We start from the raw sequence: 20,042 nt of genomic DNA on the forward strand, positions 1-20,042 counted from the left end.
GACCCGTCAGGTGGAATGAAGTTGAGGAGAGGAGGTGTGCGAGGCGGCGAGCGCATGCTCGATCGAGGTCGCGATGGCGCCAGCGGAAAGGCCATGCTTCTTCAACAGCGAGTCCTGCGAGCCGTAATTGTGCATGAAGCGGTCCGGCAGCGACAGACGCAGCATCGCAGGGAGGCCGGAGCCGAGCTTGTCGATCAACGCCTCTGCGACCGCGCTGCCGAGACCGCCGGAGGGCACGTGCTCCTCCAGCGTCGTCACGAGTCTGGTGCCGCGGACCGCCTGCAGCAGCGCCGCGGTGTCGAGCGGTTTCACGGTGTGCATGTGCAGGATGCCGGCGCGAATGCCTTGCGCGGCCAGCAGGTCGGCCGCAGCGAGGGCGCGCTGGAGCATGATGCCGGTGGTCACCATGAGCACCTCGCCCGGCGGCCGCATCAGGATGGCCTTGCCGATCTCAAAGCCGTGCTCGGCCTTGGAGACGATGGCGTCGCCCCCCTTTCCGAGCCGGATGTAGATCGGACCTTTCCAGTCGGGCGTCTGCTCCATCATGCGCGCCGCCTCGTCGGCGTCGCACGGGCAGATCACCGTCATGTTCGGCAGCGCCCGCATGATGGCGATGTCTTCGATCGCCTGGTGAGTGGGCCCGAGCGGCGCGTAGACGAGTCCGCCGCCATTGGCGATCAGCCGCACCGGCAGATTGTGCAGGCAGAGGTCGACGGCTACCTGTTCGTAGCAGCGCCGGGTGAGAAAGGTCGCGATGGTGTTGACGTAGGGCACGAAGCCCTCCATCGCGAGACCGGCCGACATGCCGATGATGTGCGCTTCCGAGATACCCTCGATCAGATGGCGCTTGGGAAACTCCTTGCTCATCGCGCGCAAGGTGCCCGCGCCGGGATCGGAGCCGATGTAAAGCACACGCTCGTCGCGCGCGGCGAGCTTGTGGACCATGTTCATGGCGGTGTTGCGCATGGGGAGCCGATCAAAAATCGCCGACGGCGACGCGGATGGCGTCGAGCTCGCTATCGGTCAGCTTGTTCTTGTGATGCCAATCGGCGTTGGATTCCGCAGCCGGCAGACCCTTGCCCTTGACGGTATGGCAGATGATCGCGGTAGGTTTGCCCGGAACGGCCGGGACCTGCTTCAGGACGGTGCGCAGGGCACCGACGTCGTGGCCGTTGAGCTCCTGCACGGCAAAGCCGAAGCTGCGCCATTTGTCCGCAAGCGGCTCCAGCGGCAGGACGTAGTCGGTCGGCCCGTAGCTCTGGAGCTTGTTGTAGTCGATCAGCGCGATCAGGTTGTCGAGCCCGTGCTTGGCCGCGCCCATGGCGGCTTCCCACACCGATCCTTCGTTGATCTCGCCGTCGCCGAGCAGCACGAAGGTCCGGTAGCTGCGCTCGCGCATGCGCGCGGCAAGCGCGAGGCCGACACCGATCGACAGGCCATGGCCGAGCGCGCCGGTCGAGGCCTCGACCCCCGGCACCATGCCGTATTCGGGATGTCCGCCCAGGATGCTGTCGGTGCCGCAGAAGCCGTCCAGCTCCGACAGAGGGAAGAAGCCGCGATCGGCCAAGAGCGCATAGAGCGCCAGACAACCATGTCCCTTGCTGAGGATCGCGCGGTCGCGATTGGGATCGCGCGGATTCTTCGGATCGATCCGCAAGACATCGTCATAGAGCACGCGAACCATCTCGATCAGCGACAGGGCCGGACCGACATGTCCGCGTCCGGCCGAGCGGACAGAACCGAGGACCAGGCGGCGCAAATAAAGGCTGCGCTCGTCCAGCGGGCAGGTGAGAGCGGCTTCAGCGTGGGGTGAGATCTGGATCACGTTGGCAAATCGTTTGATGGAGCCGGCGGGCTTTGTCGAGCTGGCCGGCAAGGCGGACCGTCAGATCGCCACCTTGCGCAGCCAGAGCGCGCCGGGAGCGGCTTTCCGGCAAATAGGCATTCAGGACAATCAGGCACCAAATCGCCCCGAACACAGGATACAGTACGTCACGGCGGATCGCAAACGCGTCATCCCCAGCTTCGAAGGCGTGCGAAAGCCGTCCGATCAATCGGTTCGCGCCGGCCTCGGGCAGATCGCTGCCGGGATGGATCGCGGTGTCGGACACGAGCTTGACCGGATCGTCCCAGCCGAAATATTCGAAGTCGATAAATCGCAGTCTGCCGTCGTCGGCGCGCAGCGCGTTGTGCAGCCCGAAATCCGACGGGCTCAATGCGCGATGGGCTGGTGCGAGGTCCGCCGCGGGATCCAGGCCCAGTTCCGCATAGCGTCGACGGAGCTGCCGGATCGCGATGGCGGTGCTGGGAACCAGGCTGCCGTCCATGAACGCGCGCAGGTCCGGATGGTCATGCGATGCGCGACGTAGTCCGTCAAGGCGCTGCTCGTACTGCGCGATGGCTTCCTCGGGCGAAAAGATGCTGGCTGATGCGTTCCGCAAATTCCGCGCGCCGCCCGCGTTGCGCAGCTTTTGCAACTCGATCAGGAAATCGGCCAGCTGGTCGGCATCATCGTCCCGGGGATGCAGGACCGCCGCATCACCGTCGAACCATTGATACAACGCGCAGAACGCAGCCGGATCTTTCGCGATCGGCCGCGGCGTCGAGATGATGCCGTGGTGCGACAGAAACGAGAGCGCGTCGTATTCCTGTCCCAGGCGATCACGTCCATCGGACGGATAGTGCTTGAGAGCGAGGGGCGGTCCGTCCGCCATCTCCAGCCGAAACACCCGGTTGTTGCCGCCGGACCGCGCCGGCTGGGCGGACGCGACCCGCGCGCCAGAGAGGCGGCTGCCGATCGAGACCGCGTCCTGAACGCTGATGTCCGGCTCGCTCATTGCGCGAACACTCCGCGGTGGATATCGGCCCAGGTCGCAATCGGCTCGCAATGATCAGGATGGGGAGGCCGCGACTGCGTGAACAGGATCGATCGCGTCGTCTTCGGAAAATGCGGCTGCTCGAAGACATCGACGAGATCGTCAATGAAGATGTCGAGCTGCAGGCTCGCAAGCCGCTCGACCTTGGCCGCCAGCGTGTCCTCGAAGTAGATATTGCCTATGGCCAGCGCCGCACCGGCGGCGTCGATGAGACCCGCATCCCTCAACCAGCCGCGCGCGGCTTCGCGTAAGTCGACACGGTTGGGATCCTGATGGCCGAACTGCGTCTTGTGGCTGACGATATAGACGCTCGCGCCGGCCTTGCGACACGTTGCGAGAAACTGGCGGACTCCAGGATAGATCTCGGCGCCGCCAATTCCCTTGCCATAGACGAAGCCTTGCAGTCCTTGCCAGGCAAGCTCGCCGTCCGCGCGGGACCGCAGATAATCCCGCACCTCGGTCTTCAGCCCGTCCCAGCCCTCCGGCACCAGCCCACGCTGCCGCGCGACGGCGGCAAAGACCTTGTCGTAGCAGATGATCGTGTTGTCGAAGTCGATGCCGATCCGCACGCCGCTCACTTCAGGCTGATGTTCTGCATCATCTTGATGTTGAAATACCTGGGGTCGTTGAGCGAGTTCGGCAGGCGGCCGGCCTTGAAGGCGTCGACGAGACCGGACACGGCCTGTTCGATCGTGTGCGTCGGCGCAAATCCGAGCTCGCGGCGGATCTTCTCCGAGGAGACGTGATAGGAACGGAGATCATCGGTCGGCTCGACGGCCACGTCGACATTGCTTCCGACCACCGATTTGACGATGTCGGCGATCTTCATCAGCGAGTGGTTCTCGTAGCCGATGTTATAGGTCTTGCCGTCGATCTTCGCGTCATCCTGCTGGAGCAGGAACAGATAGGCCGCGGACATGTCCTCGATGTGCAGGTTGGGCCGCTTCTGCGTTCCGCCGAATACGCGGATGCGGCCGGTGTTGACCGCGAGATTGGTCAGGATGTTGACGACGACGTCGAGCCGCTGCCGCGGTGCGTAGCCGCAGACGGTGGCCGGGCGAACCGTGCAGGTGACGAAGCCGGATGCGGCTTCCTCGGCAAGGTCGGTCTCGCACATCGCCTTGAACCTCGAGTAGTCCGTGAGCGGCTCACAGGACAGCTCCTCGGTCACCTCGGCCTCGTCCTTGATGCCATAGACGCTCGAGGAGGAGGCATAGATGAAGCGCTTGATGCCGGCCTTCTTCGCGGCCCGCACCATCGGACGGAAGCAGTCGTAGTTGATGGACTTGCCGAGCGCCGGATCCAGCTCGAACGAGGGGTCGTTGGAGATGCATGCGAGGTGGATCACAGCATCATTGCCGCGCAAGGCCTCGTTGATCGCGGCCTCGTCGCGGATGTCGCCCTTGATCAGGCGCAGATTGGGATTGTCGCGGACCCCGTTGAACACGTCCTCGCCATACATGAACAGGTCGAGCACGGTGACCTTGTGGCCCGCCGCCAGCAATCGGGGAACCAGCACGCTGCCGACATAGCCGGCGCCGCCGGTAACCATCACGTTCCATTTCTGACCAATCACTGTCGTTCTCCAGATTTCCCCGTTCGCGTCACTTCAACAACGCGGTGACAAATTTGACCAGCGGCGCCTTTTCGACCGAGCTGCGGTGGCCGACGATGCCCACCTTGATCGCGCCCGCCGCGTTGCCGATGAAGGCGACGTCTTCGATGTTGCCGCCGGCTGCCACCAGCGGCGCGGTGATCGTCAGGAAGGCATCGCCGGCACCGACGGTATCCACGACGGTCTTGGTGAAGGCGGGCACGCGCGCGACGCCGGTCTTCGACGAGAAGGGGTAGCAGCCGAAGGAGCCGTGCGTGATGATCATGTTGTCGCAATCGATCTTGCGGTGCAGGCGGTCCTGAATCACCGACGCGATGTCGTTGAACTTGTCGGTGGCCGCCAGGCGCGCTTCCGGCGCGTCGATGCAGACGTAGTCGGCGCGCGGATACTTCGTGATCAGATTGTAGCCGTGGTTTCCGCTGTTGCTCTGGGCGTTGACCGCCAGGAATTTGGAGTTCGCGATCAGCGTGTCGATCGTGCTGGGTGCGATCATGCCGTGACCGAAATCGGTGACGATGACCACGTCACCGCCGCGCACGCGCTCGGCGGTGACACGGTCGATCTCCTTGCGCTCGGCTTCGTCGAGCGGCGTGTCGTCCATGGTGTAGACTTCGAACAGCTTGTGCAGATAGCCCATCTCGACGTACCGCAATTTGCGGGTGGTCGGGCGACCCTGAATGCGGATCGGGGTGAGCGTGACATTCGGGCGGACATGCGCGCGGATGAACTCTTCAGGGTAGTCGTTGCCACCCAGTGTCGTGACGATCTCCACCGACTTGCAGAAGCTCGCCACGTGATTGGCTGCGGCAATGACGCCGCCGGCAAATTGCTCGCCGTTCTTGAACAGAGTGGCGACAATGTTCTCCTTCGAGGCCTTTCCGAGCGCCGTGACGTACTGGTATTCGTCGATGATGGTATCGCCGACCAGCACGACATGCATGTCCTGAATCTTGTCGATCAGCTTCAGCAGGCGCTCGGCGCCACCGCCTTCGCGTACCTTCTGGAGGTAATCGCGCAGAGGAGGATCGTAGATGTCGAAATAGCGGTTCATCAGCGACGACGAGCTGAAGGTCACGTCGCGCGTGAAGACGATGCGGCCGCCATGGCGTTCGACGACCTCCCGCTCGACAGCGATCTTGCCGGTGACGTCATCTTCGGGATTCTCGTAGTCGGAGCCCTTCACGTAGATGTCGGGGCGCACGGTATCGAGGATCGGCTCGGCGCTCGATGTCCGGTTGATGCCGACCCAATCGACGGTGCCGAGCGCGGCGAGCATCTCGGCACGCATGTTCTCCGGAAAGATCGGCCGTCCCGGGCCTTTGTTGACGAAGCGGTCCGCCGTGACGGTCACGATGACCACATCGGCCTCGTTGCGTGCCGCCAGGATGTGCCGGACGTGGCCGAGATGCACGAGATCGAACACGCCGTGGCAGAGCGCAACGCTCCGGCCCTCGGCCTGAGCGGCCCGCGCGATCTCGCCCAGTTCCTCGATCGTCTTGATCTTCTGGTGCGGTGCCGGATGGACAGTCGGCTTGTCGGTCGGAGCATTATCCATGTGAATTATCCAAAGCGCAGGTCGGTCTGGCCGGCCCGGAAATGATTGGTCGGCGGCGCGGACGTCGAGGTCGAACGAGTCTGTTCAACGGCCCGCCTTCTGCGGAGTGCCGGACGCCGCATCGCCGCCGTCACCGAGATATTTGAACCAGTCCTTGGTGGCGTCGGCGATCTTGTCCACAGTCCACAGGGGCGCGTCCCTGTACTGGTCCATCGACGTCAGCATCGTCGCGACGCCGTCCTCGAACTTCACCTTCGGCGTCCATTTCAGAACCCGCTTGATCTTGGTGATGTCGGCGTAGGTGCAGTCGGGCTCGCCGGGACGCTTGGGAATGTGGACCTTGGCGCCGCCGAGAAGCTCGACCAGCCGGTTGACGCTGTAGGTGTTGTCCGAACCGACGTTGAATATTTCGTGCGAGACATCGGAGCGCGCGGCGGTCACGAAGGCATCGGCGACATCGCTGACGAAGGTGAAGTCGCGGGTCTGCTCGCCATCGCCGACCACAGTGAAGGGCTTGCCCGCGAGCTTCTGCGCCATGAACACGCCGAACACGGCACCGTAGGTGCCGGTGGTGCGATGGCGCGGTCCGAACACGTTGAACAGGCGCAGCGCGACAGCGGGCAGCTTGTAGACCTGACACCAGTGCATGACGCACTGTTCGCCGAGATTCTTTGTGAGCGCGTAGGGATACATCGGCCGGATCTCGGCGCTCTCCGGCGTCGGATAGGCGTCGGGAATACCGTAGCAGGACGATGAGGCCGCATAGATGAAGCGGCTGACACCCGCATGCCGCGCAGCCTCGAGAACGTTGACCGTTCCGTCGACGTTGGCGCGGTGATACGGGATCGGGGACTCGATCGAGGGAACGATGTCAGCCAGTGCCGCGAGATGGAAGACCCAATCGACACCGTGGAAATACGGTTTGATCGCGTCGAGGTCGGTGACGTCCGCCCGTACGACCTTCAACTGCCTCGAACTGGCGCGCGCGGCCAAATTTTCGGCGCGTCCGATAACGAAATTATCGAGCGCAATGACCTCGTTGCCGTCATCGAGCAGCCGATCGACGAGGTGACTTCCGATGAAGCCGGCGCCGCCAGTAACAATACATTTCATGGGGAACATCCGTGACGCGAATGCCCAGCGAAACAGGCTCGCCAATGTTGAGTGAAACCCGAAAGCCGACTATCAGCCGCTCCCAAACTTTGCAAGTATTATACCTTTGCAATCCATGGTAATAGTCGGTATCACCCGGACATGTTGCAATCGAGCCGCCAGCCCATGCCCGCCGAGTCCGTCGATCCCGACCACAAGGCCTTTCTCGACGACTACGTGGGACGCCTGCATCGCGCGACGGCGATCGACGACGGTATTTTTGCCAGGATCTCTGCCACGCGCGCGTCCTGGTTGCGCACGCGAGAGCAGGGCGGTCGCGTCATTTTCATCGGTAATGGTGGCTCGGCCGGCATCGCCTCGCATCTGGCGATCGATCTGGCGAAGAATGCGTCGGTGCCTGCACTCTGCTTCAGCGATGCGAGCATGATGTCGTGCCTAGCCAACGATTACGGCTTCGAGGACTGGATCGCGCACGCAGTGCGCCTGAATGCCCGCGCCGGCGATTGCCTCGTCGCGATCAGCTCGTCGGGACGTTCGAAGAACATTCTGAATGCGGTTGCGCAGGCGCGCAGGATGAAGCTCGACGTGATCACCCTGTCGGGCATGAATGCGGAGAATCCGCTGCGCAATCTCGGTGACGTTAATTTCTGGGTCGACAGCCGCAGCTACAACATTGTCGAGACCACGCACCAGTTCTGGATGATGGCCGCAATCGACCTCGTCATCGGTCGTGCGGAATATCCGGCGGCCTGAGGCGGGCATCCGATGCAGTCGCGATTCAAGCATGCGGCCCTGTTTTCGGTGAAGCTGCTGCTGTCGGTCGCGGTGCTGGTCTACATCGCGCGTGGTCTCGACCTGGGGCAATTGCGAACTCGTCTCGTCTCCGTCGATCCCGTCCTGTTCGTCGTCGCCCTGGCGCTGATCTTCTTTCAGACATTCGTCCTCAACGGCCGGTGGGAGCTGATCATGCGCGCGCTCGGCGTGTCGCTGGACTGGTTCGCCGGCTGGCGAATCCTCATGATCAGCCTCTGGTTCAATCAGGTGTTGCCCTCGTCGGTCGGCGGGGACGCGGTGCGGATGTGGCTGCTCCGCCAACGTGGCGTGCAGTGGTCGGCGGCGGTCAAGGGCGTTGCGGCAGACCGCTTCACGGCGTTGATCGGGCTGATCGTGCTGATGGTGGCCGGATTGCCGTTTCTGCTGTCACGCGTGTCCAATCCGGCCGCGATCCTGGCCATCGGCGGACTGACGCTGGCGGGCGTCGCTGGCACCGTGGTCCTGTTGACGCTCGACCGTCTGCCGAAACGCCTCATTGCGCTTCCCGCGATCGCAAGCTTCGTCCGGTTCGGAACGCTCGTCAGGTTTCTTCTGCTGCAATCCGAGCGCCGCGGTTTGCTGTTCGGATCTGCGCTCCTCATCCATCTGGTGACGGCAGCGGCCTGCTACGCCTTGGCGCGCGGCGTCGGAGCGCAGCTTTCCGTGCTGGACGCGGGCATCTTGATCCCGCCGGTCGTGTTGTTGACGGCCGTTCCGATCTCGATCAGCGGCTGGGGCGTGCGTGAGGGGGCGATGGTCGCCTGCCTTGGTCTGGCAGGTGTGCCGTCCGAGGAGGCGCTGTCGGTTTCGCTTCTGCTGGGTGCCATCAGCGTGATCATCGGGCTCCTCGGCGGCGTGATCTGGCTGGCCAGTCCGGAGCGCGGGTCGTATTCCGCGGACAGAGCCGCCAAGGCGGCGGAGGAGGGGCCAGGCTTCGCGCTGGGGCAGGGCACCGAAGTTTCGAGCCACTCATGACCTGCTTGAGCCCGTTGCCGATCTGGTCTTCACAGGGTGGGATTGTCTCACTCGCTCGCGTATCTCACATTTCGGTTCCACGATGAAAAACCTGTTCTACGTCCGCCATACTTGCCGCCTCTGCCATTCGGACAAGCAGGAGCTGGTCGTCCCGATGGCAGGCATGCCCATCGGCACGCCGAACTTCCAGGTGCCGAACGCCAGCGTCGACGATCCTGTTTTCCGGGCTGCGGTACCGATGGCGCTGCATCTGTGCAGGGACTGCGGCCACCTCCAGATTCTCCATGTCGGCAATCCGGAGATCCAGTACCGCAACTACGTCTATACCACCTCGCTCTCGCTCGGCCTGCGGGAGCATTTCGCAGGCTATGCCAACGACGTCGTCAGTCGCTTCGGCGTCGCTCCGGGCTCGCTGGTCGTCGAGCTCGGAAGCAACGACGGATCGCTGCTCGGCTTCTTCAAGGAGCGTGGCATGCGGGTGCTCGGCGTCGATCCCGCCGTCGACATTGCGCGGCGTGCGACGGAAGCCGGGATCGAGACCATCGGCGATTTCTTCACCGATGCCATCGGGCGCCGCATCCTGCAGAGCCATGGTGCGGCGAGCGTCGTGATCGCCAACAACATGATCGCCAATGTCGACAATCTCGATCCGCTGGTGATCGGGGTTCGCGACGTACTCGCGCCGGACGGATTGTTCGTCTTCGAGACGCAGTACGGCGTCGATGTCACCGAGAAGAACCTGCTCGACACCGTCTATCATGAGCATCTATCGTATTTTAACATCAAGCCGTTGACGCGCTTCTTTGCGCGGCTCGGCATGGAAGTGATTGACGTCCAGCACATCTGGACCAAGGGCGGCTCGATCCGCGTGACGGTCCAGCGCGCCGGCGGTGCGAAGAAGCCGTCCGCGGAGGTCGCGAAGTTCATCGCCGAGGAAGACCGGCTCGGCGTCGATCAGCCGGCCTATTACGCGCCCTATGTGAAGAGGATCGCGGCCATCCGCGACGAACTGGTCGCCATGGCCGATGCCGCCCATGCGCGGGGGGAGCTGGTCGCCGGCTACGGTGTCTCGGTCGGCACTACGACGCTGCTGCCGCAGTTCGGCCTGGAGAACAAGATCGACTTCCTGGTGGACGACGACCCCAAGAAGGGAAACGTGATGGCGGGCCCGGGCTACGACATTCCGATCCTGCCCCCGGCCGCCCTTTACGAGCGCAAGCCTGCGTTCGTCGTGGTCTTCGCCTGGCGCTATGTCGATCCGATCCGGGCCAAGCACGCCCGCTATTTCGCTGAGGGTGGAAAATTCGTGGTGCCGCTCCCGGGTGTTTCCATGGTCGACCGGGCCGACTGACCCGGGCGGCGGGCTGGCCGGGGAGGACCCGGGCGGACGCTGATCTCGCCTCCGCTGGGACGGGGAAAATAGACCCTTGATCCCCTTGGACTGGGCACGGGCGCCAAGCACGCCGGCTTGCCCGTATCAGCTCCGATACCTTGACCTTTGGCCCCATCCGCAGTATCTACCCCGCACTCGCAGCCGGCCCGTTAGACGCGGATCTCCGGCGCGGCTTTGAAATCCCCGAACAATCGAGCCCGATTTCCGGCTCATCCTTCGAGACAGAGGGCTGGGCCAACGGCGGCTGTTCGGATCCCCGAAATTCATTCGCGTCTGTCGACGGACGTTGGACATCAAACGATGGCAGTCAGCCCGTTCAAGTTCTTGCAAGAAGTGCGCTCGGAGACCGCCAAAGTCACCTGGCCGACCCGTCGTGAGACCACGATCACCACGATCATGGTCTTCGTCATGGTCGCCGTCGCCTCGATCTTCTTCTTCGCCGCCGACCAGATCATCCGTGTCCTCATCACCTTCCTCCTGGGCATTCACTGATGGCAACAGCAACCGCTCAAGTGTCCGACAAGCGCTGGTACATCGTTCACGCCTACTCGAACTTCGAGAAGAAGGTCGCCGAATCGATCCGCGAGCAGGCCAAGCAGCGCGGGCTCGAGGAACTGTTCGAGCTGGTGCTGGTTCCGACCGAGAAGGTCACGGAGGTGCGCCGCGGCCGCAAGATCGATGCCGAGCGCAAGTTCTTCCCGGGCTATGTGCTGGTGAAGATGAAGCTGACCGACGAGGCGTTCCACCTGATCAAGAACACGCCGAAGGTGACGGGCTTCCTCGGCGCGGAAAACAAGCCGATGCCGATCTCGGAAGCAGAGGCCATGCGCATCCTGCACCAGGTGCAGGAGGGCGTGGAACGCCCGAAGGCGTCGGTGTCTTTCGAGATCGGCGAGAATGTCCGCGTGGCCGACGGCCCGTTCGCCTCGTTCTCGGGTGTGGTCGAGGAAATCGACGAGGCGCGCTCGCGCGTGAAGGTCGCGGTGTCGATCTTCGGCCGCGCGACGCCTGTCGAGCTGGAATTCGGTCAGGTCGAGAAGGTCTGACTCGAGCTGTCATTGCCGGGCTTGACCCGGCAATCCATCTGCTTCGCAAGAATGCTTTTGCGAAGAGTGATGGATGCCCGGATCAAGTCCGGGCATGACGGGAGGAGTGGAGGCGGGGACGTCTCCAGGAGAGGCCGTGGGAGGACGAGGGCGGTTGCCAGCCGCACATCGATCCCGACCACGAACCTGAACCGCCGGCGGCATGCCGGCACAACAGGAGTGATACATGGCAAAGAAAGTGACCGGATACCTGAAGCTTCAGGTCCCGGCCGGTGCGGCGAATCCTTCGCCCCCGATCGGTCCCGCGCTTGGTCAGCGCGGTCTCAACATTATGGAGTTCTGCAAGGCGTTCAACGCCCAGACCCAGAAGGAAGAGAAGAACACCCCGATCCCGGTGATCATCACCATCTATGCGGACCGTTCCTTCACCTTCGAGATGAAGACGCCGCCGATGTCCTACTTCCTCAAGCAGGCCGCCAAGATCCAGTCCGGCTCGAAGGCGCCGGGCCGTGACAAGGCCGGCAAGGTGACCAAGGCGCAGGTGCGCGAGATCGCCGAGAAGAAGATGAAGGATCTGAATTGCGACACCATCGAATCGGCCATGAAGATGGTCGAGGGCTCGGCCCGTTCGATGGGTCTGGAAGTTGCGGGGTAAGCGGTCATGGCAATCGGAAAGCGTTTGAACAAAGCCCGCGAAGGCATTGACCGCGAAAAGCTTTACCCGCTCGCGGACGCCATCAAGATGGTCAAGGAACGCGCCAAGGCGAAGTTCGACGAGACCATCGAGGTCGCGATCAATCTCGGCGTCGATCCGCGTCATGCAGACCAGATGGTCCGCGGTGTCGTGACCCTGCCGAACGGCACCGGCCGTACGCTCCGCGTCGGCGTGTTCGCCCGCGGCGCCAAGGCCGATGAGGCCAAGGCCGCGGGTGCCGACGTCGTCGGCGCCGAGGACCTGGTCGAGAAGGTGCAGAACGGCTCGATCGATTTCGACCGCTGCATCGCTACCCCCGACATGATGCCGCTGGTCGGCCGGTTGGGTAAGGTGCTCGGCCCGCGCGGCCTGATGCCGAACCCCAAGATCGGCACCGTTACCATGGACGTCACCGGTGCGGTGAAGGGTGCCAAGGGCGGCTCAGTCGAGTTCCGCGTCGAGAAGGCAGGCATCCTGCAAGCCGGCGTCGGCAAGGCCTCGTTCTCCGAGGAGAAGCTGGTCGAGAACATCAAGGCTCTCGCCGATGCTGTCTCCAAGGCGAAGCCGGCCGGTTCCAAGGGCACCTACATCCAGCGCGTTGCGGTGTCCTCGACGATGGGCCCCGGCGTGAAGGTCGAGCCGGGCACCATTCTCGGCTGAGATTTCGAAATGACATGAGGCGTGGGGCGGAATTGGGCAACCGATTCCGCCCCTCGTCGTTTGTGGCGGCGTTGACCGGAAACAAGAACAATGGCTGACAAGGTCCTGATCTACTCGCGTTTTCCGAAAACGATGATGGCGCGTTTTGCCGAGCGGTTCGAGCTGCTCGACACCGCTGGCAAGCCGGCGCGGGAGGTGTTTTCGGCGGATGAGCTCGGCGGCATCCGCGCGATGCTGACGGCGGGCGGCACCCCGCTCGGCGCGGAGGCGATGGACCTGTTTCCAAAGCTCGGCGCCATCGTCTGCTACGGCACCGGTTATGACGGCGTCGACCTGAAGGCGGCCGCCGCGCGCAATATCGCCATCGGCCACAGTCCGGGCGCCAATGCGGCCTCGGTCGCCGACATCGCGATGACTCTGATGCTCGCGGCGACGCGGCGGCTCCTGGCCGCCGACCAATATGTCCGCAGTGGCGACTGGGCGGCGTCAAAACAGTCGGCGATGATGCGGCCCCAGGCCGGCATGCCCGGCCGCCGCATCGGCGTCTACGGCATGGGCGAGATCGGCCGCAAGATCGCCGCGCGCTGCGCGGCTTTCGAGACCGAGGTCGGCTATTTCAGCCGCACCCAATACGACCTGCCCTATCGATATTTTCCGTCTCTGGAGGCGCTGGCCGACTGGTGCAGCGTGCTCATGATCGCGGTCCGGGCAGGGGCCGAGACCCAGCATGTCGTCAATGCTGATATTCTTCGGCGCCTCGGCGCGGACGGCTATGTCGTCAACGTCTCCCGCGGCTCAGTCGTAGACGAGAAAGCCCTGGTCGCGGCGCTCGCTGACAACGCCATAGCCGGCGCCGGCCTCGACGTCTTTGCGACGGAGCCGCACACCCCTGATGCGCTGACGGCGCTGCCGAACGTGGTATTCGCTCCGCATATCGGCGGCCACACCCTGGATTCGCACGTTGCCATGCAGAACTGCGTCCTGGCGAACTTGACCGCGTTCTTCGAGGGCAAGCCGCTTCCTTACGCCGTCAAATCGGCCTGAATCGGGCCTTGTTGGCCGAGATCAAGCCTGGCCGGCAATCGACTGGAACTGGTGTGAATTTTGCTCTTGGCAAGCAGGCGCGGAGCGGTTAAAGAACCGCCTCCGAACGTACCGGCCTCGGCTGGCGCGTTCGTGCACGCATTCCGAAAAACCGGCATGACAGGAGATCATTCCTTTTCAGGACGTCCGCAAGGATTTGCCCGGAAAGGAAGGAAAGACCGTCGGTTGGATGGGGTGTGGGCAGAGGTCGGACGGTTCGCCGGCTGGCCTCGTCCTGTCCAAGACTGCAGGCGCCTGCGGGAAATTTCGATTTCTCAACGGCTTAATCGCATGGCCTGCATAGACGGGTGAAGACCGGATTTCACTTCGCGCCCAGCTTAACGGTTGGGTTCGCGAAACGGGTCTGGTTCGGACCTCGACACGCCGTGGGTCTCCAAGGGGACTCCCGGAGGGCAGGCTTTGAATTGTCGTCTTGCCCGGCGTGTCCGATGGGTTTTTGGCCCGGAGGTTCAGGTTCGGGCGGGACGATGGGTGCAACCCGGCGGTCCCGCTTCTCGCGATGACCGCCAACCGGAGAGAGCTTGCTGTGGAACGAGCGGCAAAAAAAGAGGCGGTCGAACAGCTCAACGAGGTCTTCAAGACCACGAGCGTCGCGATCGTTGCTCAATATTCCGGCCTCACCGTCGCCCAGATGCAGAAGCTGCGCACGCAGATGAAGCAGGCTGGCGCCTCGGTGAAGGTCTCGAAGAACCGTCTCGCCAAAATTGCTCTTGAAGGCACCGACGTCGTTGCCATCGGCCCCATGTTGAAGGGGCCGACCGTGATCGCGACTTCCAACGATCCGGTAGCGGCGCCGAAGGTCGTCATCGAATTCGCCAAGGCGAACGAAAAGTTCGTCATCATCGGCGGCTCGATGGGTAAGACCGTCCTGAATGTCGACGGCGTGAAGGCGCTTGCCTCGCTGCCGTCGCTTGACGAACTGCGCGGCAAGATCGTCGGCCTCATCGTGGCCCCGGCGACCAAGCTGGCCCAGCTCGCCAACGCGCCCGCGGGCAAGCTCGCGCGCGTCATCCAGGCTCATGCCTCAAAGGGCGAAGCGGCCTGACGCCCTTCGCAAAACTCAAACCCGAACCAGACTTACACTCAAGGGAACTGAACAATGGCTGACTTGCAGAAGATCGTTGACGACCTCTCGAGCCTCACCGTGCTCGAAGCTGCCGAACTCGCGAAGCTCCTCGAAGAGAAGTGGGGCGTTTCGGCTGCCGCGGCTGTCGCCGTGGCCGGCCCCGCTGCTGGTGGCGCTGCCGCCGCTCCGGCGGAAGAGAAGACCGAGTTCACGGTCGTTCTCGCCAGCGCCGGCGACAAGAAGATCGAGGTCATCAAGGAAGTCCGCGCCATCACCGGTCTCGGCCTGAAGGAAGCAAAGGACCTCGTCGAGGGTGCTCCGAAGCCGCTGAAGGAAGGCGTGAACAAGGAAGAAGCCGAGAAGATCAAGGCGCAGATCGAGAAGGCCGGCGCCAAGGTCGAGCTCAAGTAAGCAACGCTTGCTGGCGGGATCCCGGCCGCGCATCGACGAGGTCCGGGATCCCGGTCCGCTCCTCAAGAGGGTGGGCCAGATGCAAAAGGCGTGCGACGGAACGTCCCGACGCAGGCCGAACACGAAAAAGTGTGGGGATTTGAGGGCCTAACCCTCGAATCTACACTATTGTCGCCCCATATCGGGTCGGCAGCACGAAAGCGCGGTGGGCAGGGATGTCGGATTTCCCTGTAAGCCGTTGGGAGAGCAGGCTATTTCGGGCTTTTTCAGTCCGTGAAGACGATCGTTGTGACGGGCGGGCGCGCTCTTGCGCCCCGCGCGTCGTTTTGCGTTTTGAAGGTCCGAAGAACGGAATCAGGACATTCTCGCCTGAAACTGCGTCTCCGGCCCCAAGACGGGTTCGAAAATTCAACCCGGAGAGCGGTGGCAGCCGCGTTCCGGACGGCGCGCCCAGAGCGGGCGACGAAAATGAGAGGCCACGATGGCGCAGCAGACATTCACCGGTCGCAAACGCGTTCGCAAGTTCTTCGGACACATCAAGGAAGTTGCCGAGATGCCGAACCTCATCGAGGTTCAGAAGGCGTCCTATGACCAGTTCCTGATGGTCGACGAACCCCAGGGTGGCCGTCTCGACGAAGGTCTGCAGGCAGTGTTCCGCTCGGTGTTTCCGATCTCCGATTTTTCGGGCACCTCGATGTTGGAGTTCGTCCGCTACGAGTTCGAGCAGCCCAAATACGACGTCGACGAGTGCCGCCAGCGCGGCATGACCTTTGCTGCGCCCCTCAAGGTGACGCTGCGCCTCATCGTGTTCGATATCGACGAGGAAACCGGCGCCAAGTCGGTGAAGGACATCAAGGAGCAGGACGTCTACATGGGCGACATCCCGCTCATGACGATGAACGGCACCTTCATCGTCAACGGCACCGAGCGCGTCATCGTCTCGCAGATGCACCGGTCGCCCGGCGTGTTCTTCGACCACGACAAGGGCAAGACCCATTCCTCGGGCAAGCTGCTGTTCGCCGCCCGTGTCATTCCGTATCGCGGCTCATGGCTCGACATCGAGTTTGACGCCAAGGACATCGTCTATGCGCGTATCGATCGTCGCCGCAAGATTCCGGTGACGTCGCTGATGTTCGCCCTCGGCCTCGACGGCGAGGCGATCCTGTCCACATTCTACAAGAAGATTCTCTACAAGCGGACCAAGGAAGGCTGGCGCGTTCCGTTCGACGCCAACCGTTTCCGCGGCTACTCGACGGTCAACGATTTGATCGACGCCGACACCGGCAAGGTCGTGCTCGAGGCCGGCAAGAAGCTCACCGTCCGCGCGGCCCGCCAGCTCCAGGAGAAGGGGCTGAAGGCGCTGCGCATGGCTGACGAGGAACTGGTCGGCAACTACGTCGCCGAGGATCTCGTCAACCCGAAGACCGGTGAGATCCACGCCGAGGCCGGTGAGGAAATCACCGACAAGCTGATGAAGGCGCTCAACGAGCAGGGTTACAAGGAGCTGCCGCTGCTCGACATCGACCACGTCAATGTCGGCCCTTACATCCGCAACACGCTGTCGGCCGACAAGAACATGACGCGTGAGGATGCGCTGTTCGACATTTACCGCGTGATGCGTCCGGGCGAGCCGCCGACGCTGGAATCGGCGCAGGCCATGTTCCAGTCGCTGTTCTTCGACGCCGAACGCTACGATCTCTCCGCGGTTGGTCGCGTCAAGATGAACATGCGCCTCGACCTCGATGCGCCCGACACCCAGCGCACGCTGCGCAAGGAAGACATCCTCTCCGTCATCAAGACGCTGGTGGATCTGCGCGACGGCAAGGGCGAGATCGACGACATCGACCATCTCGGCAACCGCCGTGTGCGTTCGGTCGGCGAGCTCATGGAGAACCAGTACCGCATCGGCCTGCTGCGCATGGAGCGCGCGATCAAGGAGCGGATGTCCTCGGTCGATATCGACACGGTGATGCCGCAGGATCTGATCAACGCCAAGCCGGCGGCCGCCGCCGTGCGCGAGTTCTTCGGCTCCTCGCAGCTGTCGCAGTTCATGGACCAGACCAACCCGCTGTCGGAGATCACCCACAAGCGGCGCCTGTCGGCGCTCGGACCGGGCGGCCTGACCCGCGAGCGCGCCGGCTTCGAGGTGCGCGACGTGCATCCGACGCATTACGGCCGCATCTGCCCCATCGAGACGCCGGAAGGTCCGAACATCGGCCTGATCAACTCGCTTGCGACCTTCGCGCGCGTGAACAAGTACGGCTTCGTCGAAACGCCGTATCGCAAGGTCAAGGATGGCCGCGTCACCGACGAGGTCGTGTACCTGTCGGCGATGGAAGAGGGGCGCTACTCGGTGGCCCAGGCCAACGTGCCGGTCGACGCCAAGGGTCGCTTCACCGAAGACCTCGTGGTCTGCCGCTCGAGCGGGACCCGCGACGTCGTGCCGATGACGCCCGACAAGGTCGACTACATGGACGTGTCGCCGAAGCAGCTCGTTTCGGTCGCCGCGGCGCTGATTCCGTTCCTCGAGAACGACGACGCCAACCGCGCGCTGATGGGCTCGAACATGCAGCGTCAGGCGGTGCCGCTGGTTCGCGCCGAGGCGCCGTTCGTCGGTACCGGCATGGAGGGCGTCGTTGCCCGTGACTCGGGTGCCGCGATCGCGGCACGCCGCTCGGGCGTGATCGACCAGATCGACGCCACCCGCGTCGTCATCCGTGCGACGGAAGATCTCGATCCGACCAAGTCGGGCGTCGATATCTATCGTCTGATGAAGTACCAGCGCTCCAACCAGTCGACCTGCATCAACCAGCGTCCGCTGGTGAAGGTCGGCGACATCGTCAAGAAGGGCGACATCATCGCTGACGGTCCGTCGACCGATCTCGGCGAGCTCGCGCTCGGCCGCAACGTGCTGGTCGCGTTCATGCCGTGGAACGGCTACAACTTCGAAGACTCGATCCTGCTCTCCGAGCGGATCGTGAAGGAAGACGTCTTCACCTCGATCCACATCGAGGAGTTCGAGGTGATGGCCCGCGACACCAAGCTCGGACCTGAGGAAATCACCCGCGACATTCCGAACGTTTCGGAAGAAGCGCTGAAGAACCTCGACGAAGCCGGTATCGTCTATATCGGCGCGGAAGTGCGCGCCGGCGACATCCTGGTCGGCAAGATCACGCCGAAGGGCGAAAGTCCGATGACGCCGGAAGAGAAGCTCCTGCGCGCCATCTTCGGCGAGAAGGCCTCCGATGTCCGCGACACCTCGCTGCGCGTTCCTCCCGGCGTGCAGGGTACGATCGTGGAAGTGCGCGTGTTCAACCGTCACGGCGTCGACAAGGACGAGCGTGCGCTGGCGATTGAGCGGGAAGAGATCGAGCGCCTTGCCAAGGACCGCGACGACGAGCAGGCGATCCTGGACCGCAACGTCTACAACCGTCTCGCCGAACTCCTCGAGGGTCGGCAGGGCATTGCGGGTCCGAAAGGCTTCAAGAAGGACACCAAGATCACCCGTGCGGTGCTCGAGGAGTACCCGAAGTCGCAGTGGTGGCTGTTCGCTTCGCCGAACGACAAGCTGATGGCCGAGATCGAGGCCATGCGGAAGCAGTACGACGAGTCGAAGAAGGGGCTGGAACAGCGCTTCCTCGACAAGGTCGAGAAGCTTCAGCGCGGCGACGAATTGCCGCCCGGCGTGATGAAGATGGTCAAGGTCTTCGTCGCGGTGAAGCGCAAGATCCAGCCCGGCGACAAGATGGCCGGCCGCCACGGCAACAAGGGCGTGGTGTCGAAGATCGTGCCGATCGAGGACATGCCGTTCCTCGAAGACGGTACGCATGCCGACATCGTGCTCAATCCGCTCGGCGTGCCCTCGCGCATGAACGTCGGACAGATCCTCGAGACCCATCTCGGCTGGGCCTGCGCCGGTCTCGGCAAGCGTATCGGCCAGACGGTCGATGCGTACCTGTCGAAGCAGGACATCAAGCCGTTGAAGGAAACCTTGAAGAAGGTCTACGGCGAGGACGAGACGATCAAGTCGCTCAACGACAACGAGCTGCTTGAACTCGGCCATAACCTCAGCCGCGGCGTGCCGATCGCGACGCCGGTGTTCGACGGTGCCAAGGAAGCCGACATCGAGGAGATGCTGAAGCTTGCCGGTCTCGACGCTTCGGGGCAGTCGACCGTCTATGACGGCCGCACCGGCGATCCGTTCGATCGCAAGGTGACGGTGGGCTACATCTACATGCTCAAGCTGCACCATCTGGTCGACGACAAGATCCATGCGCGTTCGATCGGTCCGTACTCGCTCGTCACCCAGCAGCCGCTGGGCGGCAAGGCGCAGTTCGGCGGCCAGCGCTTCGGCGAAATGGAGGTGTGGGCGCTCGAGGCTTACGGCGCGGCGTACACGCTCCAGGAGATGCTGACTGTGAAGTCGGACGACGTCGCCGGCCGTACCAAGGTGTACGAGGCGATCGTGCGCGGCGACGACACGTTCGAGGCCGGTATTCCGGAATCGTTCAACGTGCTGGTCAAGGAAATGCGCTCGCTCGGCCTCAACGTCGACCTGCACAACTCCAAGATGGGACCGGCGCCGACGTCGGAAGCGGCCGAGTAATTCGACCTTTCATGCCCGGCCTTCGCGGCCGGGCATCGGCGCCCCGCCTGAAGCCTTGAGGGCAGGGCGCCCCGCTTGAGTGATTTTCGAATTTGCGGCCGGAGGCGACCGGCAC

The 20,042-nt window shown here is 63.3% G+C and carries 18 protein-coding genes; 11 read left to right on the plus strand and 7 right to left on the minus strand.

Annotated elements, in window-relative coordinates; translation table 11 throughout:
• Positions 1–6: 6 nt before the first annotated feature.
• From EHH60_RS00935 to EHH60_RS00965, 7 genes are all read right to left on the minus strand, one after another.
• Complete coding sequence (locus tag EHH60_RS00935; protein ID WP_124157663.1) at positions 7–966, minus strand: transketolase family protein; 960 nt, start codon at positions 964–966, stop codon at positions 7–9.
• Between the two features lie 10 nt (positions 967–976).
• Positions 977–1,825, minus strand: coding sequence for a transketolase (locus EHH60_RS00940; protein ID WP_124157664.1), 849 nt, complete (start codon positions 1,823–1,825; stop codon positions 977–979).
• Positions 1,800–2,837, minus strand: a complete 1,038-nt coding sequence (locus EHH60_RS00945; protein ID WP_199751247.1) for a phosphotransferase — start codon at positions 2,835–2,837, stop codon at positions 1,800–1,802. The genes EHH60_RS00940 and EHH60_RS00945 overlap by 26 nt, the downstream gene beginning before the upstream one ends.
• Positions 2,834–3,445 carry a hypothetical protein gene (locus EHH60_RS00950; protein ID WP_245454364.1) on the minus strand — a complete coding sequence of 204 codons (612 nt, stop codon included), beginning with the start codon at positions 3,443–3,445 and terminating at the stop codon, positions 2,834–2,836. The genes EHH60_RS00945 and EHH60_RS00950 overlap by 4 nt, the downstream gene beginning before the upstream one ends.
• A gap of 5 nt (positions 3,446–3,450) precedes the next feature.
• A complete protein-coding gene (locus EHH60_RS00955; RefSeq protein ID WP_124157666.1) occupies positions 3,451–4,452 on the minus strand; it encodes an NAD-dependent epimerase/dehydratase family protein in 1,002 nt (333 codons plus the stop codon).
• Between the two features lie 28 nt (positions 4,453–4,480).
• A complete protein-coding gene (locus EHH60_RS00960; RefSeq protein WP_124157667.1) occupies positions 4,481–6,046 on the minus strand; it encodes a PfkB family carbohydrate kinase in 1,566 nt (521 codons plus the stop codon).
• 84 nt (positions 6,047–6,130) lie between these two features.
• A complete protein-coding gene (locus EHH60_RS00965; protein WP_124157668.1) occupies positions 6,131–7,159 on the minus strand; it encodes an SDR family oxidoreductase in 1,029 nt (342 codons plus the stop codon).
• Positions 7,160–7,324: 165 nt separating this feature from the next.
• Here EHH60_RS00965 and EHH60_RS00970 point away from each other — a divergent pair, with 165 nt between their 5' ends.
• The 11 genes from EHH60_RS00970 to rpoB all read left to right on the plus strand — a co-directional run bounded on the left by EHH60_RS00970 (position 7,325) and on the right by rpoB (position 19,927).
• On the plus strand, positions 7,325–7,912 hold the full coding sequence (locus EHH60_RS00970; protein WP_245454365.1) for an SIS domain-containing protein: 588 nt from the start codon (positions 7,325–7,327) through the stop codon (positions 7,910–7,912).
• 48 nt (positions 7,913–7,960) lie between these two features.
• On the plus strand, positions 7,961–8,947 hold the full coding sequence (locus EHH60_RS00975; RefSeq protein WP_245454366.1) for a lysylphosphatidylglycerol synthase transmembrane domain-containing protein: 987 nt from the start codon (positions 7,961–7,963) through the stop codon (positions 8,945–8,947).
• 82 nt (positions 8,948–9,029) lie between these two features.
• A complete protein-coding gene (locus EHH60_RS00980; RefSeq protein WP_124157671.1) occupies positions 9,030–10,298 on the plus strand; it encodes a class I SAM-dependent methyltransferase in 1,269 nt (422 codons plus the stop codon).
• Positions 10,299–10,640: 342 nt separating this feature from the next.
• The gene (gene secE, locus EHH60_RS00985; RefSeq protein ID WP_007602984.1) at positions 10,641–10,832 is read left to right on the plus strand and encodes a preprotein translocase subunit SecE; all 192 of its coding nucleotides are present in this window, start codon (positions 10,641–10,643) and stop codon (positions 10,830–10,832) included.
• Complete coding sequence (gene nusG / locus EHH60_RS00990) at positions 10,832–11,386, plus strand: transcription termination/antitermination protein NusG (RefSeq protein ID WP_018647229.1); 555 nt, start codon at positions 10,832–10,834, stop codon at positions 11,384–11,386. Before secE ends, nusG begins: the two co-directional genes overlap by 1 nt.
• A gap of 226 nt (positions 11,387–11,612) precedes the next feature.
• Positions 11,613–12,041 (plus strand): 50S ribosomal protein L11, encoded by a 429-nt coding sequence (gene rplK / locus EHH60_RS00995; protein WP_011088164.1) that lies wholly within the window; start codon positions 11,613–11,615, stop codon positions 12,039–12,041.
• Between the two features lie 6 nt (positions 12,042–12,047).
• A complete protein-coding gene (gene rplA / locus EHH60_RS01000) occupies positions 12,048–12,740 on the plus strand; it encodes a 50S ribosomal protein L1 (protein WP_018647230.1) in 693 nt (230 codons plus the stop codon).
• A 90-nt stretch (positions 12,741–12,830) separates the two neighbouring features.
• Complete coding sequence (locus EHH60_RS01005; protein ID WP_124157672.1) at positions 12,831–13,784, plus strand: 2-hydroxyacid dehydrogenase; 954 nt, start codon at positions 12,831–12,833, stop codon at positions 13,782–13,784.
• A 586-nt stretch (positions 13,785–14,370) separates the two neighbouring features.
• A complete protein-coding gene (rplJ, locus tag EHH60_RS01010) occupies positions 14,371–14,889 on the plus strand; it encodes a 50S ribosomal protein L10 (RefSeq protein WP_124157673.1) in 519 nt (172 codons plus the stop codon).
• A gap of 54 nt (positions 14,890–14,943) precedes the next feature.
• Entirely contained in the window at positions 14,944–15,321 is a 378-nt protein-coding gene (rplL, locus tag EHH60_RS01015) for a 50S ribosomal protein L7/L12 (protein WP_124157674.1), read from the plus strand.
• Between the two features lie 481 nt (positions 15,322–15,802).
• Positions 15,803–19,927 (plus strand): DNA-directed RNA polymerase subunit beta, encoded by a 4,125-nt coding sequence (gene rpoB / locus EHH60_RS01020; protein ID WP_124157675.1) that lies wholly within the window; start codon positions 15,803–15,805, stop codon positions 19,925–19,927.
• Positions 19,928–20,042 lie beyond the last annotated feature (115 nt).

The organism is Bradyrhizobium sp. RP6 (genome assembly GCF_003837805.1).
Lineage (GTDB): Bacteria > Pseudomonadota > Alphaproteobacteria > Rhizobiales > Xanthobacteraceae > Bradyrhizobium.